This is a genomic window from Streptomyces axinellae (assembly GCF_039532135.1).
GTDB lineage: Bacteria > Actinomycetota > Actinomycetes > Streptomycetales > Streptomycetaceae > Streptomyces > Streptomyces axinellae.
On sequence record NZ_BAAARJ010000001.1, the window covers coordinates 41,785 to 60,591 of the forward strand.

Here is an 18,807-nt window from a genome sequence, read left to right on the forward strand (position 1 = left end):
CTGACAAGGAACGGCAACAGCTGGCGGCAAGAACTGACCACAACTGACCACAACTGACCGCAAAGGTGGTTGCGGCCGACCGGGCCGGGACAACGGGCCGCCGCGGACACCTCGGGGGCCGTTGTCCGGCTCCGTGCGGACCTACAAGTTCCGGACAGCGGCGGGTCACTGCCACCTTCCGCGCCGAGCGGACATGCGGTGAGATCACCGTAAAGATCAAGGGCCGGGGAGACTCTCGCGCAGCCGGGCCATCGGGGGAGTGGGGGTAATCGGTCTGACCAAGGTCGCATGACGACGATGCTGCTCGCGGAAGCAACGACCGTGAGGCTCCGCCGACCTGCCACAAGCGGGAGACCGGGCATCATCGTTCGGAACTCTGTCGTGTCGGTGTCACATCAAGACATCCCTGCGGAGGAATCCCTGGTGCTGGAACCATTTGGTATAGGTCCTGGAACAGAGGAGCTTTACTATCTGATTCTCAAACGGCCCGAGTTGGATATCCGGCAACTGGCGAAGCGGCTCGGCCGGCATGAGTCGAGAGTGCACAAGGAGATCGAGGAACTCATCGGACTTTCCTTGATCCGCCCTTCCCCCAGCGATGCGGACGGATTCCGTCCGGTTGACCCGGACATCGGCCTGGAGACGCTCATCGCACGTGAAAGGGCCGTGCTGGCCGCGCGGGAGCAAAGATTGCAGGAGTGCAAGGCGGCGGCCCGGGCCCTGGCCGCCGAGTACTCGGAGCGGGCGGGACCCGTTTCGCTGCACACCGAACAGGTCAGGGGAGCGGACCGGATCGAGCACCGGCTGGCGCACCTGCTGCGCGAGGCGAAGGAACAGGTAATGGTCTTCACCCCGGGAGAACTGTCGGGCTCGCAGACCGGGATCGCCGGCAGAGCCATGACGGAAGGAATCTCCGAGCGGGGCCTCCACATCCGCTCGATCCAGCTGGACAGTATCCGCAACGACAAGGAACGCCGGCCGCGACTGCAGCGGTTACTCGACAACGGAGTCGAGATCAGAACCGTACCCGCGCTTTCTCCGTGGGGAATCATCGTCGATCTGGAGAAGGCCGTCCTCTCCCAGGAGTGGAAGGGCAGGGTCGAGGATGTCGCGATCGTGCTGTCCGGAGCCTCCCTCGTGGCGCCGATCGCGGCCGTCTTCGAGCAGATCTGGCTCTCGGCGGCGCCCTTCAGCCTCCAGGACCAGCGGCGGCGAAGTGAACTGACGGGCACCGAACGGGCACTTCTCCAGCTGCTTCAAGAGGGCTGCACCGATGCGCAGGTCGCGCGCAGGCTGAGCGTGTCCACCCGCACCGTGGGCAGGGTCGTCGCGGAGCTGATGACGAAACTGGGAGCCAGCAGCCGGTTCCAGGCCGGTGTGCTCGCGCGCCGCCGGGGCTGGCTCGGCCCCTGAGCCGCACGGAAAGGGGGCCTGGCCACCGGCCGGCGCCCCCTCCGCAGCGCCGGGCCGGGGGACGGCGAAGCAACCCCCGGCCCGAAGACGCCCGACGAAGGCGGCCACGAAGCCACCCGGCCACCCGGCCACTTGGCCGCTCAGCGCCAGGCGGCGTAATAGCGGCGCAGCGCCGCCCACTTCTGGTCGGTCATGGTGACGAGGAACTCCGCGGGCGGAGTGATGTCCTCATCGAGCGCGTTGGCCGTGGCGAGGTACTTGTCGGCCAGGGACTGCTCGATGATGGCCGGCCATTCGCCCGTCATCGCCCACTTCCGTTCATAGCCGGTGGCGATCATGTGCGACACGGCACTGGCCACCACCTCCTCGCGCGTCCCGGGTGCGAGCGGCGCGCGCACGGGCGTGAAGTCGGCCAGCTCCCGCACCTGGCCGTTGCCCTTCTCGATCAGGTCGGCCATCTCCCGGGCGAGCAGCGGCGATTGGTGCAGCCCGTCGCGGTAGGTGCCGCTGGCCAGCCACAGGCCCGCCACGCCGGTGGCCCCGAACAGGGGGTAGCCGTCGGCGGGGATCGGCCGGTTGCCGACCTGCGTGGCGACCAGCGCCGCCTCCTCCAGCCCCGTGTGGAGCTGGTCGATCGAGCAGTCGACCAGGAACTTCAGGTCTCTGAGGTCGGCGTGGTCGCGCGGCACATCGGAAATGATGTTGGTCGCGCCCAGGTAGAGCAGCCCGTCCCCGCGCGGCACGCAGTGCAGGCCGCAGGCCAGCGCCCGGTTCGGGGTCCTGAGCACCGAGCGCGGCAGCGACCGGTCCCCGGTGCGCACGAGTGCGGAGACGCCGTAACCGCTCACCATCGGGGGGATTTTGCGCTGCACGTCCTCCAGACCGGACAGCAGGTCCACCGAATGGGCGCCCGCGGCGATGACGACATGCTTGGCGGTCAGCCTGCTGCCGTCGGCGAGCGTCACCCCGGTCACGGTCTCACCGTCGGTCAGGAGCGAGGTGACATGCTCCTCGACGACTGTGCCCCGGGCCTTGATCAGCGCCGCGTCCAGCTTCTCGAAGAGCCCTTGGGTGTTGACGGCGTGCTCCCGCGGCATGAACAGCGCACGCAGCGGCCGGAACAGCTCGTTGGGCCGCATCCAGTCGATGTCCTCGACATCGATCAGCTCGTACGGCTCCTCGTGCTGGACCAGCGCCGACTCGATCACCGCGAAGTTGGTCGAGTCGATCGCGGCCGTGCCCACGGAGTTCAAGAAGACGACCGTGCCGTCCGCGGTGATGAGTTCGGAGTTGTCCCCCGAGTAGGTGGACAGCTCGCCGAGCCAGTCGGTCCACAGCTCCCGGGCCTGATGGTCCAGGGCGAGTTTGGAGCGGCCGTGCTCGGTGGACATGAGCGGCTCGGTCACCTCCGCGAAGCAGCCCAGCATCGCACCGGCCGCCGTCGAGGCGGCGTGCTGCCGGGCCGGCCCGCCGATCCGGGCCACGTCGATCCCGCGACGGGCCAGCTCGAAGGCGATGGAAGAGCCCAGCGCCCCGTTCCCGACGACGATGACATCGTGACTGCTCAGCATGTGTGCCGCTCCTCAGCTTGTCTGCCGTGTGCAGGATCGTGAATTCTTCGCCCACCTCGTGCCCGAAAGGCCGCAGGGTGCGGCGAATTCGAGGAGAATGAAGAAAGCGGGTGGCGAGAAAAAATGCCGAACGCCGCAGCGACGGCGAACGTGCCCACTGGCCCGGTCACCGACTGGTACGGCAGCGGATCAAAGTCTGAGCTTTCGTCCACGATGTTGTCAACGGCCTATGCGGAACCCACGGATGCCGCACGGAAGGGCCGTAATGGGTGGGGATTCGAGCGGACTTCGGAGAATGGCGGCGAAAGAGGCCGGGTGCGGTGGGCCGCAGGGTACCCGGTGGCGCCGCACACCCCGTGACCAGACCCCGCAGGCACCAAGAACCCGCAGGTCAACATGGCCACACGGGAGCGAAACCGGCTGTCGCCGAACTGTCCTGAAGACGCCAGGCAGGATCAGGACAGCCCGGAACTCTTGCCCTCCATGTCCCCCGCAACGAATGATCGCCCTCGGCCCGAAACCCGCTCCGCAACTCGCGGATATCCCCTCGGTCATTTCCGGTGGAACAGGGTGCTTCGATCCGACGAGTAGTCGTTGTGCGAATACGGAGTGATGTACGTGACGTTCAATGGCCAGCACTATCAACTTGTCACTCTCGACAATTTTCCCCATGACATTCGTGACGAGTTCGCGACGCTGCCGCTCGACCAGTACTGCGACGGAAAATTCCGGTACCGCCGCTTCTCGCAGTACCTCATCCGGCATACGACGGCCTGGCAGCTCGAACTGCTCCCGCACCGGCCCTTCTGCCAGGCCACCCAGTTCAACGGGGTGACGGGCGGGCTGCTGAGGGAGTACGAACCGCTGCGGATCGACCCCGCGTTGCTGGTGCGCGCCGGAGCCGAGGCGGTCCCGCTCGACGAGACCCTCGAATGGCAGGTCGATGTCCACCAGTGGCGGGTGATCGTCAACGACGAGACACGTGGCGTCTCGGTGCCCGAGGGCCCCCACCAGGACGGGCACACCTACAGCATGATCGCCGTGGTGGACCGGCAGAACATCGGCGGCGGCGAGACACAGCTCATGACGCTCGACAGCGACGAGCCCTTCCTGAGCCTGACCCTCGGCCCTGGCGAGGCCATCGTCCTGGACGACCGGGCCATGCGGCACTACGCCACCGACATCACCACTCCCGCCGCCCAGGAGGGCCACCGCGACCTGTTCCTGCTCGCCTACAACACCTGGCCCGACCGCCGGTACGGCGAGGCATACGAGACCGACGTCCTGAACGGCACCTGGCGGGGAGGACGATGACCGCCCTCCCACAGGACTCCCCGAACGGCCTGATAGCCCCCGAGCTGCCGGGGCACAACCCCGACGACCCGGTGGAGAACGCGGTCATCAGCCGGCTGGCGGCGAACTGGACGCGGCGGGCCTCGGTGAAGAAGACCGAGCCCGACCTGGACGACCTCTTCGAGCCGCACCGCCCCGACTATCCCGAACACCTGCTGCCCTTCCGCGACCACCCCACCTACCTCGCACTGGACGAACCCGTGCGGCGGAAGCTGTTCGCCTGGGCCTGGGTGGCGTTCAACAAGAACGTCATGGACAACGAACAGCGGGTGGTCAACCCCGGCTTCGCGCTGTTCGCCTCGGGCGCGTTCGAGGGCGGCCTGAACGAGACGTCGGCGCAAGCCGTCACCCAGGCCATGGTCGATGAGCAGTACCACACCCTGATGCACCTCAACGCGAGCGCCGTCACCCGCCGGCGCCGCGGCTGGCACCTGCCCGAGAGCGCGCTGCCGCTGGCGAAGAAGGCACGCCGGCACGAGGAGCGGCTGGCCGCGGCAGACCACCTATGGCAACGGCAGCTGACCACCCTGGCGTTCACCACCGTCTCGGAGATGTCCATCAACGCCTACCTCGACCTGATGGCACAGGATGAGAACGTACAGCCGGTCAACCGCGTCACCGCCGAGCTGCACAACCGCGACGAGTACTGCCATTCGTCCATCTCCAAGGAGATCGCCAAGGCCGTGCACGCCAGGCTCGACCCGGAGCGCGCGGCGTACTTCGTCGAGGCGCTCGGCGACGGCCTCGCCGCGTTCGGCGCCAACGACTTCACCACCTGGCGCCGCATCATCCGCCTGCTGGGCGTCGAAGGCGGCGAGGCCATGATGCGGGACGTCGAGGCCGAGCCCGGCCGCACGCTCCTGGTCCAGGACTACAGCGGGCTGCACCGCCTGTGCACCGAGATGGGCGTGCTGGAGCAGGTGACCTTCGACTGGCAGTCCGTGACCGTCCGATGACCGCCCACGGCACGGCCACGGGCCCCGGCCCGAGCCGCCGCGCCGCAGCGAGGGGGATGACCCACATGGAGTGGCTGGATCCAGACGATCCGGGCTATGACGCCGCCCGCCGGATCTGGAACGGAATGCACGACCGGCGCCCCGCCCGCATCGGGCGCTGCCACGCGAGCGCCGATGTCGTCGAGGCACTGCGTTTCGCACGCTCCGCCGGACTGGAGGTCTCGGTGCGCGGCGGCGGCCACAACGTCGCGGGCACGGCGCTCGCCGACGGCGCGGTGATGATCGACCTGTCACCGATGCGGCAGGTGACCGTGGACCCCAAGCGCCAGGTCGCCTACGCGGCAGGCGGCTGCCTGCTGGCCGACCTGGATACCGCCACCACCGCGCACGGGCTGGTCTGCCCCACCGGCATCATCTCGCAGACCGGCCTGGGCGGACTCGCCCTCGGCGGCGGATACGGCTGGCTGAGCCGGCGCTGGGGCCTGACCTGCGATCACATCCTGGCCGCCGAGGTGGTGCTCGCGGACGGCTCCGTCGTCACCGCTTCACCGGACAGCCACCCGGACCTGCTGTGGGCGCTGCGCGGCGGCGGCGGCAACTTCGGCGTGGTCACCCGCTTCACCCTGCGGCTGCGCCAGGCGACCCCGCTGACCAGCCACACCGCCGTCTACGGGCTGGACCAGGCGCCCGAAGCGCTGGAGGCGTACCGCACGTTCACCGGGAAGCTCTCCGCCGACCTGCACATCGGCGGCGGCTTCAAGATCGCCGGCGCGTATCCGGGCCGGGACGGATGGCTGCCGGAGGGCCTGCGGGGCAGGCCCGTGCTGTCCCTGACCGCCGTCTGGTTCGGGCGGCCCGAGGAGGCGGCCGGCGCCATCGAGCCGTTCCTCGACGCGGCGCGCCCCGCCGCCTCGATCCGGCGCACGCCCACCCATGTGGAGCTACAGGCGGCGGGCGACCACGAACGGCCCGTCGGCAACCGCTACTACACCAAGTCCAGCTACCTGGACGACCTCACCGCACCCGTGTTCGAACAGCTCGTGGCGACCGCCGACGGCATCCCCTCGCCGCTGTCCTCCGTGCAGCTGGAATACCTGCGCGGGGCCGTCGCCGACGTCGCCGAGGAGGACTCCGCCTTCCCCGGCAGGAACGCCCCCTACATCTACACCGTGTCCTCCCAGTGGACCGACCCCGCCACCGACCACACCCACATCGGGTGGACCCGGGACGCCGTCGCACGACTGGCCCCGTACAGCTACGGCGGCGCCTATGTGAACTACCTCCAGGACGAGCCGCGCGCCAAGGTCGCCGAGGTGTACGGCGCCACCAGGCTGGCCCGGCTCGCCGCCGTCAAGGCCGCATACGACCCCGACAACGTCTTCCACCTCAACCAGAACATCCCCCCGGCCGAGGCCGACGACCGAAGGCAGGCAGATGCGCATCGCGGTGGTTGACGGCTTCTCCGCGGGCCGCCTCCTGGTGCAGGAACTCGCCCGGCTCGGAGCCGAATGCGTCCATGTGAAGACCAAGCCCGACTTTCGCGAGTCGTACACGCGCGGCTTCGCAGCGGACGCCTACCTGAAGGACCTGGGGCACGTCGCGGACATCGGCAAAGCCGCGGCAGCGCTCGGCGAACTCGGCGTGGACCGGGTGATCGCCGGAGCGGAGTCCGGAGTCGTCTTCGCCGACACCCTCGCCCACCACATGGGCCTGCCCCACAACCGGATCGAAACGGTGCGCGCGCGCCGCGACAAGGCGGAGATGGCGCGGTGCGTACGGGAGGCGGGCCTGGACACACCCTGGGGGGCGCGGGTCACCTCCGCCGGGGCGGCCGTCGCCGGATTCGTCGGCAACGGGCACCGCACCGTCGTGGTCAAGCCGCTGACCAGCGCGGCGACCGACGGTGTGCACGTGTGCCGGACGGCGGAAGAGGTCCGGCGGTACGCGGAGGAGATCCTGGCCCGCAACGACTGCTTCGGTGACCCGAACGACGCGATCCTGGTACAGGAACACCTGGACGGCCACGAGTACATCGTCAACACCGTGACCGTCGAGGGCCTGCACAAGGTGGTGGACATCTGGCGCTGCATCAAGATCAGCGGCCCCGGCGGCGAGCCGGTGTACGACTACCACGAACCGGTCCACCGCGGCGACCCGCAGGGCGAGGACGTCATCCGCTACACCAAGCGGGCCATCACGGCACTCGGGATCGTCAACGGCGCGGCGCACACGGAGGTCATGCTCACCGCACGCGGGCCCGTCCTGATCGAGACGGGCGCCCGCCTCATGGGCTCCACCCTCCCGTGGCTGCACGCCGAATACTCGGGAACCTCGCACGTCCACCTGCTGGCCCTGGCACTCACCGACCCGGAGGTCTTCGCCCGCTTCCCGGACGAGGAGCTGCGCTGGTCCCGGGAGATCCGGCAGGTCTACCTCAACAACAAGCGTGCCGGAAACTGCCGTTCCGAGCGCTGGCGCGAGTCCCTGACCTCCCTGGAGACCTGCGTCGCGGTCAACGCCGCCATCGCGCCCGGCGAGCCGGTGCCCCAGACCGTGGACCTGGCCACCGTCCCCGGATACGCGTACCTCGCCGCCGAGGACATCGAGCCGGTCGTGCGCGACTACGAGGCCATCCGCGCATGGGAGGAGACGGACCTCTACCTGTCCTAGGCACCCCAGCCTGCCCCGGCAACCCCCGCCCCGCCACGGCAACCCCGGTCTGCCGTGGGCACCCCCGACCTGTCCGGGGCACCCGACCAGCCCCGGGAACGGACGAACAACCCGCCCGGCGCCCGCACGTGGCCACCGTCCGCCGCGCCGCCGGCCACCGGGCCCGCCCCGGACCGCCGGCACCGGGCGGGCGACACCGCACCGCCGCCACTCCGGCCGCTCGGCCCATCCGGCCGACTCACCCGAAGGAGCCACCCCGCATGGCACGACTCCTCATCGCCAACTGCTTCACCGACGAACTCGCCGGCGACTCCGTACGGCTGCCGCAGGCCCACCTCCAGACCGCCGCCGCCTCCTCCCACCTGCTGCTGTGGTTCGCGAGGGACGGCGACACCGTCGTCCTGCCCGTCGAGCCCGAGCCCGAACTCCTCGCGTATGTCACCAAGATGACCCGCACGGACGCCGCCACTCTGCGGCTGCTCGTGCCGCCTCCCGGGCAGTCCGGCACCGCACTGCTGACGGGGGAGCGCCTGGGCGACGCCGAGTTCCGCGAAGAGCTGCGCAAGACCCTCGACGGTGAACCGGTCGAGACGATCCTCTCGCTCACCCCCGACGCGGCCGTGGCCTCCCTGGCCCGGTTCCTCGGCGCCGAAGACGCCGTACCCGGCTACGGGTTCGTCAGCCAGGGCGGCGGCACCCTGGTCAACAGCAAGGCCGCCTTCCGCGCCGTCGCCGCGGGGGCCGGGGTCCCGCTGCCGGAAGGCGCGGTGTGCACCAACCGGCAGGACGCCGAGGACGCGATCATGGAGCTGCTCGACGCGGGCCATCCGGTGATGCTGAAACGGGACTACGCCTGCGGCGGGCTCGGCAACGAGATCCTCACCCCCGTATCCGGCGTCGAACCGGTCGGCGCCGGACGGATCCTGGAGGTCCGCGACCGCGCCGCCGTGCGGGAATACCTCGAAGACCGGTGGCTGTGGCTCACCAACCAGGAGCACTACCCCGCCGTCATCGAACGCTACTTCCCCGACAGCCGGGCCATCTTCGTCGAGTACCTCATCGACGACCACGGCGCCGTCTTCTCCCAGCAGGGCGAAATGCTCTCGGCGCCCGTGGCCAACGCCCAGGTCATCCCGTCCCCGCAGCTCGAAGCGGGACCGCTCGCCGTCCTGGCGACCGCCGGCGGCCGGCTGTGCGAGTCGCTGCGCTCGCTGGGATACCGGGGCTTCTTCTGCGCGGACGCCATCGTGACCCCGGACGGGGACGTCCGCTTCACGGAGTACAACGGCCGCATCACCGGCTCCACGCACATCTACACCGTCATCGGCGGGCACGTCGTCGGACCCGACTACGCCAAGGACCGGATCCTCGTGGAGTACTGCGGCTGGCCGGTGCCCTCGTTCTCCGCCGCGGTGGAACGCCTCGACGAGTCCGGCCTCGCCTACGACGCGCAGACCCGTACCGGCGTGGTCATCGCCAAGGCGTACAGCCATGCCGACGGCACCATCCGCTACTGCGTCGTGGCCGAGGACCTCGCCGCCGCCGGTCGCATCCACGACCGGGTCGAGTCGCTCTTCGTCTGAGCCGGGCGCGCCGCGCGTCCGGGCCGGGTGCTTTCCGTGTCCGGGCCGGGCGTGCCCCGCCGCCGGGTCCGCGACGCCGTGGGAGGGGCGGCGACCAGCCGAGAGAAGGAGAAGTCATGCCAGGCACACGCCCCGACCGCGCGGGGCCCCGGCTCGTCGCCGTGGGCAGCGCGACCCCGCCGACGTCCTACAGTCAGCAGGAACTCCTGGAGATCTTCAAGGTCGAGGACCCGCGCATCAAGTCCCTCTTCCTGAACGGCGGCATCCAGCGGCGCTACCTGACGCTTCCCCCCGAACTGGCCGACGGCACCCGCCTGTCGGAGACCCAGGGCGACCTCCTGCGCAAGCACGCGACCAGCGGAGTGTCGATCGGCGCGGAAGCCGTCCACAAGTGCCTGAAGGAGGCGGGGGCCGAGCTGAGCGACATCGGCCACCTGTGCTGCGTGTCGTCCACCGGATTCCTCACCCCGGGATTCAGCGCGCTGCTCATCAAGGAGCTGGGCATTCCCGTCACCTGCTCCCGCCTCGACGTGGTCGGCATGGGGTGCAACGCCGGACTCAACGCCCTCACCTCGGTGTCCGGCTGGGCGGCGGCCAACCCGGGGAAGCTGGCCGTCATGGTGTGCGTCGAAGTGTGCTCGGCGGCCTACGTCTTCGACGGGACGATGCGCACCTCGGTCGTCAACAGCCTCTTCGGCGACGGCGCCGCGGCCATCGCCCTGACAAGCGACGGCGAGGACGGATCCGGAACCGGAGCCGACGCCGGGGCCGCAACCGGAGCCGCCGTCGGCACCGGCACCGGAATCGCGGCCGGCCCGCGCCTCACCGGCTTCGCCAGCCAGATCATCCCCGAGGCCGTGGACGCGATGCGCTACGACTGGGACCAAGAGCACGGCAGATTCAGCTTCTTCCTGGACCAGGACATCCCCTACGTGGTCGGCGCCCACGCGGAACGGACGGTCGGGCGGCTGCTCGCGGCGGCCGGACTGCGCCGCTCCGACATCCGCCACTGGGTGATCCACTCCGGTGGCAAGAAGGTCATCGACGCGGTGCGGATCAACCTGGGCCTGACCCGGCACGACACCCGGCACACCACGGATGTGCTGCGCGACTGCGGCAACCTCTCCAGCGGCGCCTTCCTCTTCTCCTACCAGCGACTGCTGGAGGAGTCCGTCGTGGCCCCGGGCGACAACGGGGTGCTGATGACCATGGGCCCGGGTTCGACGATCGAGACGGCGTTGCTCCGATGGTGATGCCGCGAGGAAAGGAGGACGAGATGGATCTGCGCCACAGGGACATGTCCGAGCATCCCCAGGCTCCCCGTCCGCGGTACGCGCCCAGCACGCTGGACGTCTCCGTCGAACGGCCGCTCGCCGCGGTCACCGCCGAGATCGAGGCGGTGTGCGACCGGGCGGAGGACGCACCCGGCACGCCCGTCGTGCTGCTGTTCACCGCCGCACCCCGCCCCGGCCCCGGCGCGGACGGGCATCCCGGGTGGCCGGGGCCCGGCACCGGCATCCGGCACGTCACCCGGTGGGAGAGGGCACTGCGCCGCCTCGAACGCGTGCCCGCCGCCGTCGTCGTGCACGCCGCCGGCGGCTGCGCCGGACCCGCCCTCGACCTGCTCCTGGTCGCCGACCACCGCATCGCGGCCCCGGACCTGGTGCTGACCCTGCCCGCGCAGGGCGGCCGGATGTGGCCCGGCACCCTGCTGCACCGCCTGGCCAACCAGACCGGCACACGCAGCGCCCGCCGCCTGCTGGCAGCGGCGCCCGGCCTGACCGCCGAACAGGCCCTGGCCCACGGCCTGGTGGACGAGATCGACACGAACAGCGCCGGCGGCGCTACCACGAACGGGGACATGAACGCGGACGCCAACGGCGGCCCGGACGCGAGGGACGGCTCCCACGCGAACGGCGACGGGGACAGCGGGCCCGGCTCCGGCGCCGTCCGGCGCGCGGTCTCCCGCTTCGCGGCCGTGCGGGGCGCGGAGCTGGCCGTACGCCGCCGTCTCCTGCTCGACGGCCCCAGCAGCGACATCGACGACGCACTCGGCGCGCATCTGGCCGCCTGCGACCGCGAGTTGCGGCTGCGCGAGGATGCCGACCCGGCCGACCCGGCCCTCCCGGCCACCCCGGGCAGGCAGCGGCCATGACAGACCGGAGGACAGCGACCATGACGGACGCGGCGGCGACGCACGCGGACACGACGACAGCCCCCGGACCACCGGGCGCCGTCACCCAGTGGCACGCCGGGCTGCCCCGCCTGGAAGGAACGCTCCCGCAGGACGCGGACGCGCTGACCCGCCACCTGCGCGCGGGAGAGGCGCTGCTGGCCGCGCTGCCACCCGCGCCGGAGCGGGAGGAGGAGCAGCGGCGCCGCGCGGCGGACATCGTCACCGCCTCCCGGGCCCTGCGAGAGCGGTTCATCGCCCGCCACGCCGAGCAGGTCCACGACGAACTGACCGACGGCCGGAGCCGGTTCCCGCGCCTGTCCGAGCTGGCGTTCGCCGCGGCCGAGCGCTACCCCGGGCTCGTACCGGACCGGGCACAACTGGCCGCCGAGCGCGCCCTGGCCCAGGAGCACAAGGAGGGCCGGGAGATCGACCAGGGCATCTTCTTCCGCGGCCTGCTGCGCTCCCCGGCCATCGGCGCCCACCTGATGGCGTCGATGCGCGCCGCCACACCCCGGGCCAGGGAACTGCTCGACGACTTCCGCCGCTCGGGACATGTGCGGCTCACCACGGTCGATCTCGAACGCCGCGACGGCGCCGGATACCTGACCGTGCACAACGAGCACTGCCTCAACGCCGAGGACGACCAGCTGATCGCCGACATGGAAACCGCCGTGGACCTGGTCCTTCTCGACGACTCCAGCCACGTCGGGGTGCTGCGCGGCAGCGTGATGACCCACCCGCGCTACCGCGGCAGGCGGGTGTTCAGCGCGGGCATCAACCTCAAGCAACTGCGGGACGGGCGCATATCGTTCGTCGATTTCCTGCTGCGCAGGGAACTCGGCTACGTGGCCAAGCTGCTGCGGGGCCTGCTCCTCGACCCCGCCGCGGGCGACGCCCTCGGGCAGACGGTGGAAAAGCCCTGGATCGCCGCCGTGGAGGGCTTCGCGATCGGCGGCGGCATGCAGCTGCTGCTCGTCGCCGACCGGGTGATCGCCGCCGAGGACGCCTTCTTCAGCCTGCCCGCCGCGAAAGAGGGCATCGTCCCGGGAGCCGGCAACCTGCGCCTGACCCGGCTGACCGGTGCCAGGCTGGCCCGCCGGATCATCCTCGGGGGCCACACCCTCCAGGCGAGCGACCCCGAGGCGCGGCTGCTGTGCGACGACGTCGTGCCGGCGGAGCGCATGGACGAGGCGGTGGAGGCGGCCGTACGGGAACTCGACAACCCCGCCGTCCTCGCCAACCGGGGCATGCTGCACCTCGCCGAGGAGTCCCCGGACCAGTTCCGCGCCTACCTCGCCGAGTTCGCCTACGTCCAGGCCGTGCGGATGCACTCCGCCGACGTCCTCGGCAAGGTCGGGCGATTCGGGCGGACCCAGGAGGCGTCGGCTTGAGACACCCCCGACCGGCCGAGTTCAAAGAGAGCGACCTGCACGCGGCGCTCGCCGAGCCCGAACTGGACTCGGTGCGCTTCCTGAACGAGATCATGAGGCGCCACCCCGACGCGATCTCCTTCGCGCCGGGCGCCCCGCACCCCACCCACCTCGACCGCCTCGACCTCCACGCCCACGTCGAAACCTTCCGCGCCCACCTGCGGGAACGACACGGGCACAGCGCCACGGCGGCCAACCGGCTGCTCATGGAGTACGGCCCCAGCCGCGGCATCATCAACGACCTGGTCGCCGGGGCGCTGCGGCTCGACCACGGCATCGACATCCCCGACGAGGCCGTCGTCGTCACGGTCGGGGCCCAGGAGGCGATGCTGCTGGCACTGCGCGCCCTGTTCGCCTCGGCCGACGACCTGCTGGCCGTCGTCAACCCGTGCTACGTCGGCATGACCGGCGCGGCCCACCTGCTGGACATCCCCCTCGTCCCCGTCGCCGACAACGACAGCGACGCGGGCGGCATGCCCGACCTCGACGGGCTGGAACGGGCCTGCCGTGCGGCGCGTGCCCAAGGCCGCCGGGTCCGGGCGCTGTATGTGGCGCCGGACTTCTCCAACCCGTCCGGCACCCTCCTCGACCTCGCGACCCGTCGGCGCCTGCTCCGGCTCGCCGACCAGGAGGACTTCTACCTCCTGGAGGACCTCGCCTACGGCTTCACCGCCGACTCCGCGCACGAACTGCCCACCCTCAAGCGCATCGACGAGAGCGGACGGGTCCTCTGCGTCGGGACGTTCGCCAAGATCTGCCTCCCCGGCGCGCGGGTCGGATTCGTCGTCGCCGACCAGCCCGTACGCGGCGCGGACGGCGCGGGCCGGATCCTCGCGGACCACCTGGCCGCGCTGAAGGGCATGGTGACGGTGAACACGCCGCCGCTGAGCCAGGCCGTCATCGGAGGCATGCTCCTGACAGCGGGTGGATCCATGGCCGCCATCGGCCGGGAGCGGGCGGTGACCTACCGGCGCAACCTCGCCCTGCTGCTGGAGGCACTGGACCAGCATGTCCCCGCCGCCCCCGGCCCTTCGCCCGCGGTCACCTGGAACCGCCCGGCCGGTGGGTTCTTCGTCCGCTGCCGCCTCCCCGTCCGGGCCGACGCGGCGCTCCTGGAGGAGTGCGCCGCCGCACACGGTGTCCTGTGGACGCCCATGTCGGCCTTCTACGTGGGCCCCGGCGGCGACAGGGAGATCCGGCTGAGCTGCAGCTACCTGGACGCCGACGAGATCCGGGAAGGAGCCGCGCGGCTCGCCCGCTTCTTCCGGACGCTGAGCGGACCGGACCCGACGCCGCTTCCCGGGTGACACGCACCGGCCGGACGCACCGGCCAAGCGCCTCGGCCGCCCTAGCCGGGCACTCCCACCGGGCCGGCACCCGCCGAACCCGGCGCCACCCGCCGACATCCACCGTCACCCGCCGCCCTCCACCGCATGCCGCCGCCAACCACCGACAGCAGAGGACCTGCCGATGACCCCCAGCCCTGACCGCTCCCAGCTGCTCGACCGCTTCCACACCATCGTCAACGGCCCCGCCCTCTTCAACGCCCTGGTCGCGGGCGCCGAACTGGGCCTCTTCGAACACCTTTCCCGACACCCCCAGGCAGAGTTCAAGCAACTGTGCGAAACCACGGGGGTGCCCGCGCACCAACTGCGCGTCCTGCTCTTCGCCCTGTGCTCCACCGGCCTGGTGCGCCGCGAGGGCGAGGGCTACGTCAACTCCGACGTCGCCGAGGAACTTCTGGCGCCCCAGGGCGAGGACAGCTGGCGGGACATCCTCGTCGGCTGGCAGCGCGTGTACTACCCGGCCTTCGCCCGGATGACCGAGGCGCTGAAGGCCGGCACCAACACCGCCCTGGACGACTACCCGGGCACCGAACCCACCTTCTACCAGCGGCTGGCCCACAGCCCCGACGTCGAGTCCGTGTTCCACGCCGCCATGACCGCCTTCACGCTGCGCTCCCTGCCCGGCCTGCTCGACCACCTCGACCTGTCGCAGACCCGCCACCTCCTCGACGTCGGCGGGGGCGACGGAACGACCTCCAAGCGGCTCGCGGAGAAGTACCCCGGCTGCCGCTTCACCGTGTTCGACACCCCGAGCGTGGCCGAACTCGCCGACCGCGCCATGCCCACCAGCCTGGGGGAGCGGGTCGCCCTCTGCCCCGGCGACCTGTTCACCGACCCCTTTCCCCAGGACGTGGACCGCGTGCTGTTCAGCCACTGCCTGGAAGTGTTCTCACCCGAGCAGATCGGCTTCCTGATGGGCAAGGCGTTCGACGCCCTGCCCCCCGGTGGACAGATACACCTGTACGGGTTCACCGCCACGGACGACGAGCAGACCGGCATGTACGGCGCCCGCCTCTCCCTGTACCTGAACGTCCTGGCCACGGGCAGTGGAATGTCCTACCCGGCCGCCGACTACGAACAGCAGCTGGCCCAGGCCGGGTTCACCGGCGTCCACTCGGTCACCGGCCTGCCCTACGAACACACCCTGACGACCGGCGTGAAGCCGGGCGAGTGAAGGGGGTCCGCCCGTGCGCTACGGCATCGTCATCCTTCCCGAAGACCGCTGGCCCCTCGCCCGCGCCAAGTGGCGCCTGGCGGAGGAGTTCGGGTTCGACCACGCCTGGACCCACGACCACCTGATGTGGCGGTGGCTGCGCGAGGAGCCGTGGTTCGGCTGTCTGCCCACCTTGACGGCCGCCGCCGCGGTCACCTCCCGCATCGGCCTCGGCACCCTGGTGGCCACCCCCGAATACCGTCATCCGGTGACCTTCGCCAAGGAGATGATGACGCTCGACGACATCTCCTCCGGACGGCTGCTGTGCGGCCTCGGCTCGGGCGCCGGGGGCCACGACGAACGGGTCCTGGGCAACCCGCCACTGACTCCCCGCCAACGCCACGGCCGCTTCGAGGAGTTCGTCGAACTCACCGACCGGCTGCTGCGCAGCCCCGAGACCGACTACCAGGGCAGCTGGTACACGGCACGCGGTGCGCAGATGCGCCCCGGCTGCCTCCAGCGCCCGCGCGTACCGCTGGTCCTCGCGGCAGCCGGCCCCAGATCGATGCGGCTTGCCGCCCGGTACGCCGACATCTGGCTCACCAACGGGACCCCCGGCCGCTTCGACGCCCTGCCCTACCAGCAGGCCCTCCCGCTGCTGCGACGCCAGTCGGCCGCCGTGGAGGACGCCTGCGCCGAGACGGGACGCGACCCCGCCACGCTGCGCCGCATGCTGGTCACCGGATCGACGACCGGCGGCGTGCTCGCCTCGGCGGCGGCCTTCGACGACGCGGCCGGCCTCCTGGCCGAAGCAGGCTTCACCGATCTCGTCGTCAACTGGCCCCGCGACTCGCACCCCTACAAGGGAGAGATGGCGGTACTGGAGCGGGTGGCGGAGAAGCTCAGGCGCTACAGCGGCCCACCGGCCCCGCCGACGCCACCCGCCCCGGACTCCTCCCGCCGGTCCGCGCCGCCCCACCACACGCCAGAGCATGTGTGATCAGATGACGTCCGCTCCCCCGACCGACCGCCCCCACCACGAGAATGCCCCCATGAACTCCTTACCGCAGCAAGGGGGTGCGCGATGAAGCCGCTGGGTCTGCTCATCGATGTCACCCCGCTACGGCGATACCCCGCCTTCCGCCGCCTGTTCGGCGGGCAGTGCATGACCCTGCTCGGCAGCCAGGTCACCCAGGCGGCCGTGCCGTGGCAGGTGTACGAGATCACCCACTCCTCGGTGAGCGTGGGGGCGGTGGGCCTCGCCGCCCTGCTCCCCATGGTCGTCTTCGGGCTGTACGGCGGGGCCGTCGCCGACGCGATGGACCGGCGCCGCCTCGTCCTCCTGGTGGCGTCCGGCTCCATGCTGGTCAGCGTGCTGCTGGTCGTCCAGGCCCTCGCGGGCTGGGACAACCTGTGGGTGCTGTACGGGTGCGTCGCCGTGCAGGCGGGCCTGTTCGCCATCGACCTGCCGGCCAGGCGGGCGCTGGTGCCCCGCCTCGTCGAGCCCGACGACCTGCCCGCCGCCAACTCGCTCCTGTTCCTGGTCTTCTCCCTCGGCGTCATCGGCGGCCCGCTGATCGGCAGCGCCATGGTCGCCCTGAGCGGCTACGGCGCGGCCTACCTCGTGGACATCCTCGCCTTCGTGGTGGCCATCTCCCTGCTGCGCGGACTGCCGAGCATCCCGCTGCCGGACGGGGGGCGCCGCGCCGACCTCAGCTCCGTCGTCGAAGGGCTGCGCTTCATCCGCAAGCGGCCCGTGGTGTGGATGTGCTACGGCCTCGACCTCGTCGCGACCGTCACCGCGATGCCGACCGCGCTCTTTCCCGCCCTGGCCGTGGAGCGCTTCCACGGCAGTACCGAGACGGCCGCCTATCTGACCGCCGCCCTGGCCACGGGCACCTTCCTCGGCACGGTGTTCAGCGGCTGGCTCGGCGCGGTGCGGCGGGTCGGCATCGCGTCGATGATCGTCGTCGTCGGCTGGGGAGTGGCCCTGGGAGCGTTCGGACTGGCCAAGGACCTGTGGCTGGCACTGCTCCTGCTGGGCGCCGCCGGCGCGGCCGACACCTTCAGCGCGGTGCTGCGCACCTCCGTCCTCCAGCGCGAGACCCCCGACGCACTGCGCGGCCGGACATCAGGGGTGCTGACCATCGTCGGAGCCGGCGGCCCCCGCCTCGGCGACGGCCGCGCGGGCTTCGTCGCGGGCGCCATCGGCCCCGGAGCGGCGGCGGTCGTGGGCGGCGTCGCCTGCGTGGCCGCGGTCCTCGCCCTGGCCGCCGCGGTTCCCTCCTTCCTGCGCTACCGCCTCACGCCGCAACAGGACGGGGAGGCCGCGCCGGACGGGAAGGCTGAGCAGGACGAGCGGGAGGAGGCGGCCGGGCAGGACGGAAAGCCGGGTCCCGTGGGGGAGACCGGGGGACCCGAGCCGGTGCGGGGGAGCGAGGCGGAGGCCCACTGATCCCGCGCGCGGGGTGAGGGGGACAGCGTCGGGGCTCAGGTGCCGGGGCATCCGGTGCGCGCCGCGTCGCGCAGCCGCCCCGGCACCGTCCTGGCCGCCCCGGCACGGGAGCCCCGGTGCCGGAACGGCGTTGTAGGTCCGGTCCCACGGAACCACGGAGTCGCGGGTCCGGTCCGAGGTCGCTCAGTCGAAGACGAAAGCGCCCGGGTTCTGCGGGGAGGTGGCGTCGCAGGTCACGGTGAAGCCCAGCACCGTGATCTTCAGCGACTGGCCCTCCAGAGTGTCACCGGAGGCGACCGTGCCGTTCATCGGGCCGGTGGAGACCGGGCTGCCGGCCGGGAGAGCCGGGTTGGCGTTCCCGGTGAACTGCGTGGTCCCGGACCCGTTCTTGCTCAGGGTGAGCGTCGAGGAGACGGAACCGGCCGCCACATCGATGGGTGAGGTGATCGCGTCGGTGGTGACGGTGATGGCCGCGGCGGTGCCGTCCTGGGTTGCCGTGAGGGTGGCCTCGCCCGAGCCCCATGTTCCGCAGTCGAAGGAGATCGTGGCGGTCTGCGGCTCCACCGCGTAGGCGCTCGGTGCCAGCGCGAGCGTGCCGGCGACGGCTGCGCCGATGCCCAGGGCCATGCCTGTTGCGAGTCTGCCGTGTCTCATGAAGTTCCGCCTTCATGTGGGGGTGGTGGGTGGGTGCGCACACCCCG

15 protein-coding genes are annotated in these 18,807 nt (G+C 71.2%); 13 read left to right on the forward strand and 2 right to left on the reverse strand.

Annotated features, from left to right (window positions below):
- The first annotated feature begins 423 nt into the window (after positions 1–423).
- Positions 424–1,413, forward strand: coding sequence for a LuxR C-terminal-related transcriptional regulator (locus tag ABD339_RS00175; RefSeq protein ID WP_344560848.1), 990 nt, complete (start codon positions 424–426; stop codon positions 1,411–1,413).
- Positions 1,414–1,553: 140 nt separating this feature from the next.
- Here the strand turns inward: ABD339_RS00175 and ABD339_RS00180 are convergent, their stop codons facing one another.
- On the reverse strand, positions 1,554–2,984 hold the full coding sequence (locus ABD339_RS00180) for an NAD(P)/FAD-dependent oxidoreductase (protein ID WP_344560850.1): 1,431 nt from the start codon (positions 2,982–2,984) through the stop codon (positions 1,554–1,556).
- A 618-nt stretch (positions 2,985–3,602) separates the two neighbouring features.
- Between ABD339_RS00180 and ABD339_RS00185 the strand changes: the two genes are divergently transcribed.
- From ABD339_RS00185 to ABD339_RS00240, 12 genes are all read left to right on the forward strand, one after another.
- Positions 3,603–4,298 (forward strand): 2OG-Fe dioxygenase family protein, encoded by a 696-nt coding sequence (locus tag ABD339_RS00185; RefSeq protein WP_344560852.1) that lies wholly within the window; start codon positions 3,603–3,605, stop codon positions 4,296–4,298.
- A complete protein-coding gene (locus ABD339_RS00190) occupies positions 4,295–5,293 on the forward strand; it encodes an AurF N-oxygenase family protein (protein ID WP_344560854.1) in 999 nt (332 codons plus the stop codon). Before ABD339_RS00185 ends, ABD339_RS00190 begins: the two co-directional genes overlap by 4 nt.
- 65 nt (positions 5,294–5,358) lie before the next feature.
- Positions 5,359–6,747 carry an FAD-binding oxidoreductase gene (locus ABD339_RS00195; protein ID WP_344560856.1) on the forward strand — a complete coding sequence of 463 codons (1,389 nt, stop codon included), beginning with the start codon at positions 5,359–5,361 and terminating at the stop codon, positions 6,745–6,747.
- Positions 6,728–7,963, forward strand: coding sequence for an ATP-grasp domain-containing protein (locus ABD339_RS00200; protein WP_344560858.1), 1,236 nt, complete (start codon positions 6,728–6,730; stop codon positions 7,961–7,963). The genes ABD339_RS00195 and ABD339_RS00200 overlap by 20 nt, the downstream gene beginning before the upstream one ends.
- A gap of 260 nt (positions 7,964–8,223) precedes the next feature.
- A complete protein-coding gene (locus ABD339_RS00205) occupies positions 8,224–9,546 on the forward strand; it encodes a preATP grasp domain-containing protein (RefSeq protein WP_344560859.1) in 1,323 nt (440 codons plus the stop codon).
- 116 nt (positions 9,547–9,662) lie between these two features.
- The gene (dpgA, locus tag ABD339_RS00210) at positions 9,663–10,799 is read left to right on the forward strand and encodes a 3,5-dihydroxyphenylacetyl-CoA synthase DpgA (protein WP_344560861.1); all 1,137 of its coding nucleotides are present in this window, start codon (positions 9,663–9,665) and stop codon (positions 10,797–10,799) included.
- Between the two features lie 23 nt (positions 10,800–10,822).
- Entirely contained in the window at positions 10,823–11,701 is an 879-nt protein-coding gene (locus ABD339_RS00215) for an enoyl-CoA hydratase-related protein (protein ID WP_344560863.1), read from the forward strand.
- A gap of 20 nt (positions 11,702–11,721) precedes the next feature.
- Positions 11,722–13,113, forward strand: a complete 1,392-nt coding sequence (gene dpgC / locus ABD339_RS00220; RefSeq protein WP_344560864.1) for a (3,5-dihydroxyphenyl)acetyl-CoA 1,2-dioxygenase DpgC — start codon at positions 11,722–11,724, stop codon at positions 13,111–13,113.
- Positions 13,110–14,459: an aminotransferase-like domain-containing protein gene (locus ABD339_RS00225; RefSeq protein WP_344560866.1), complete on the forward strand. Its 1,350-nt coding sequence runs from the start codon at positions 13,110–13,112 to the stop codon at positions 14,457–14,459. The genes dpgC and ABD339_RS00225 overlap by 4 nt, the downstream gene beginning before the upstream one ends.
- Positions 14,460–14,622: 163 nt before the next feature.
- The gene (locus ABD339_RS00230) at positions 14,623–15,672 is read left to right on the forward strand and encodes a methyltransferase (RefSeq protein ID WP_344560868.1); all 1,050 of its coding nucleotides are present in this window, start codon (positions 14,623–14,625) and stop codon (positions 15,670–15,672) included.
- A gap of 13 nt (positions 15,673–15,685) precedes the next feature.
- Positions 15,686–16,651 carry an LLM class flavin-dependent oxidoreductase gene (locus ABD339_RS00235; protein ID WP_344560870.1) on the forward strand — a complete coding sequence of 322 codons (966 nt, stop codon included), beginning with the start codon at positions 15,686–15,688 and terminating at the stop codon, positions 16,649–16,651.
- A gap of 84 nt (positions 16,652–16,735) precedes the next feature.
- Positions 16,736–18,106, forward strand: coding sequence for an MFS transporter (locus ABD339_RS00240; protein ID WP_344560872.1), 1,371 nt, complete (start codon positions 16,736–16,738; stop codon positions 18,104–18,106).
- Positions 18,107–18,289: 183 nt separating this feature from the next.
- Here the strand turns inward: ABD339_RS00240 and ABD339_RS00245 are convergent, their stop codons facing one another.
- Positions 18,290–18,760: a hypothetical protein gene (locus ABD339_RS00245; RefSeq protein ID WP_344560874.1), complete on the reverse strand. Its 471-nt coding sequence runs from the start codon at positions 18,758–18,760 to the stop codon at positions 18,290–18,292.
- Positions 18,761–18,807 lie beyond the last annotated feature (47 nt).

Bases quoted from the DNA above. Each gene is read 5' to 3' on its own strand.
- ABD339_RS00215 (WP_344560863.1), top strand. From the start codon at position 10,823: ATGGATCTGCGCCACAGGGACATGTCCGAGCATCCCCAGGCTCCCCGT.
- ABD339_RS00245 (WP_344560874.1), bottom strand. From the start codon at position 18,760: ATGAGACACGGCAGACTCGCAACAGGCATGGCCCTGGGCATCGGCGCA.
- ABD339_RS00180 (WP_344560850.1), bottom strand. From the start codon at position 2,984: ATGCTGAGCAGTCACGATGTCATCGTCGTCGGGAACGGGGCGCTGGGC.
- ABD339_RS00205 (WP_344560859.1), top strand. From the start codon at position 8,224: ATGGCACGACTCCTCATCGCCAACTGCTTCACCGACGAACTCGCCGGC.
- ABD339_RS00200 (WP_344560858.1), top strand. From the start codon at position 6,728: ATGCGCATCGCGGTGGTTGACGGCTTCTCCGCGGGCCGCCTCCTGGTG.
- ABD339_RS00195 (WP_344560856.1), top strand. From the start codon at position 5,359: ATGGAGTGGCTGGATCCAGACGATCCGGGCTATGACGCCGCCCGCCGG.
- ABD339_RS00190 (WP_344560854.1), top strand. From the start codon at position 4,295: ATGACCGCCCTCCCACAGGACTCCCCGAACGGCCTGATAGCCCCCGAG.
- ABD339_RS00230 (WP_344560868.1), top strand. From the start codon at position 14,623: ATGACCCCCAGCCCTGACCGCTCCCAGCTGCTCGACCGCTTCCACACC.
- ABD339_RS00240 (WP_344560872.1), top strand. From the start codon at position 16,736: ATGAAGCCGCTGGGTCTGCTCATCGATGTCACCCCGCTACGGCGATAC.
- dpgC (WP_344560864.1), top strand. From the start codon at position 11,722: ATGACGGACGCGGCGGCGACGCACGCGGACACGACGACAGCCCCCGGA.
- dpgA (WP_344560861.1), top strand. From the start codon at position 9,663: ATGCCAGGCACACGCCCCGACCGCGCGGGGCCCCGGCTCGTCGCCGTG.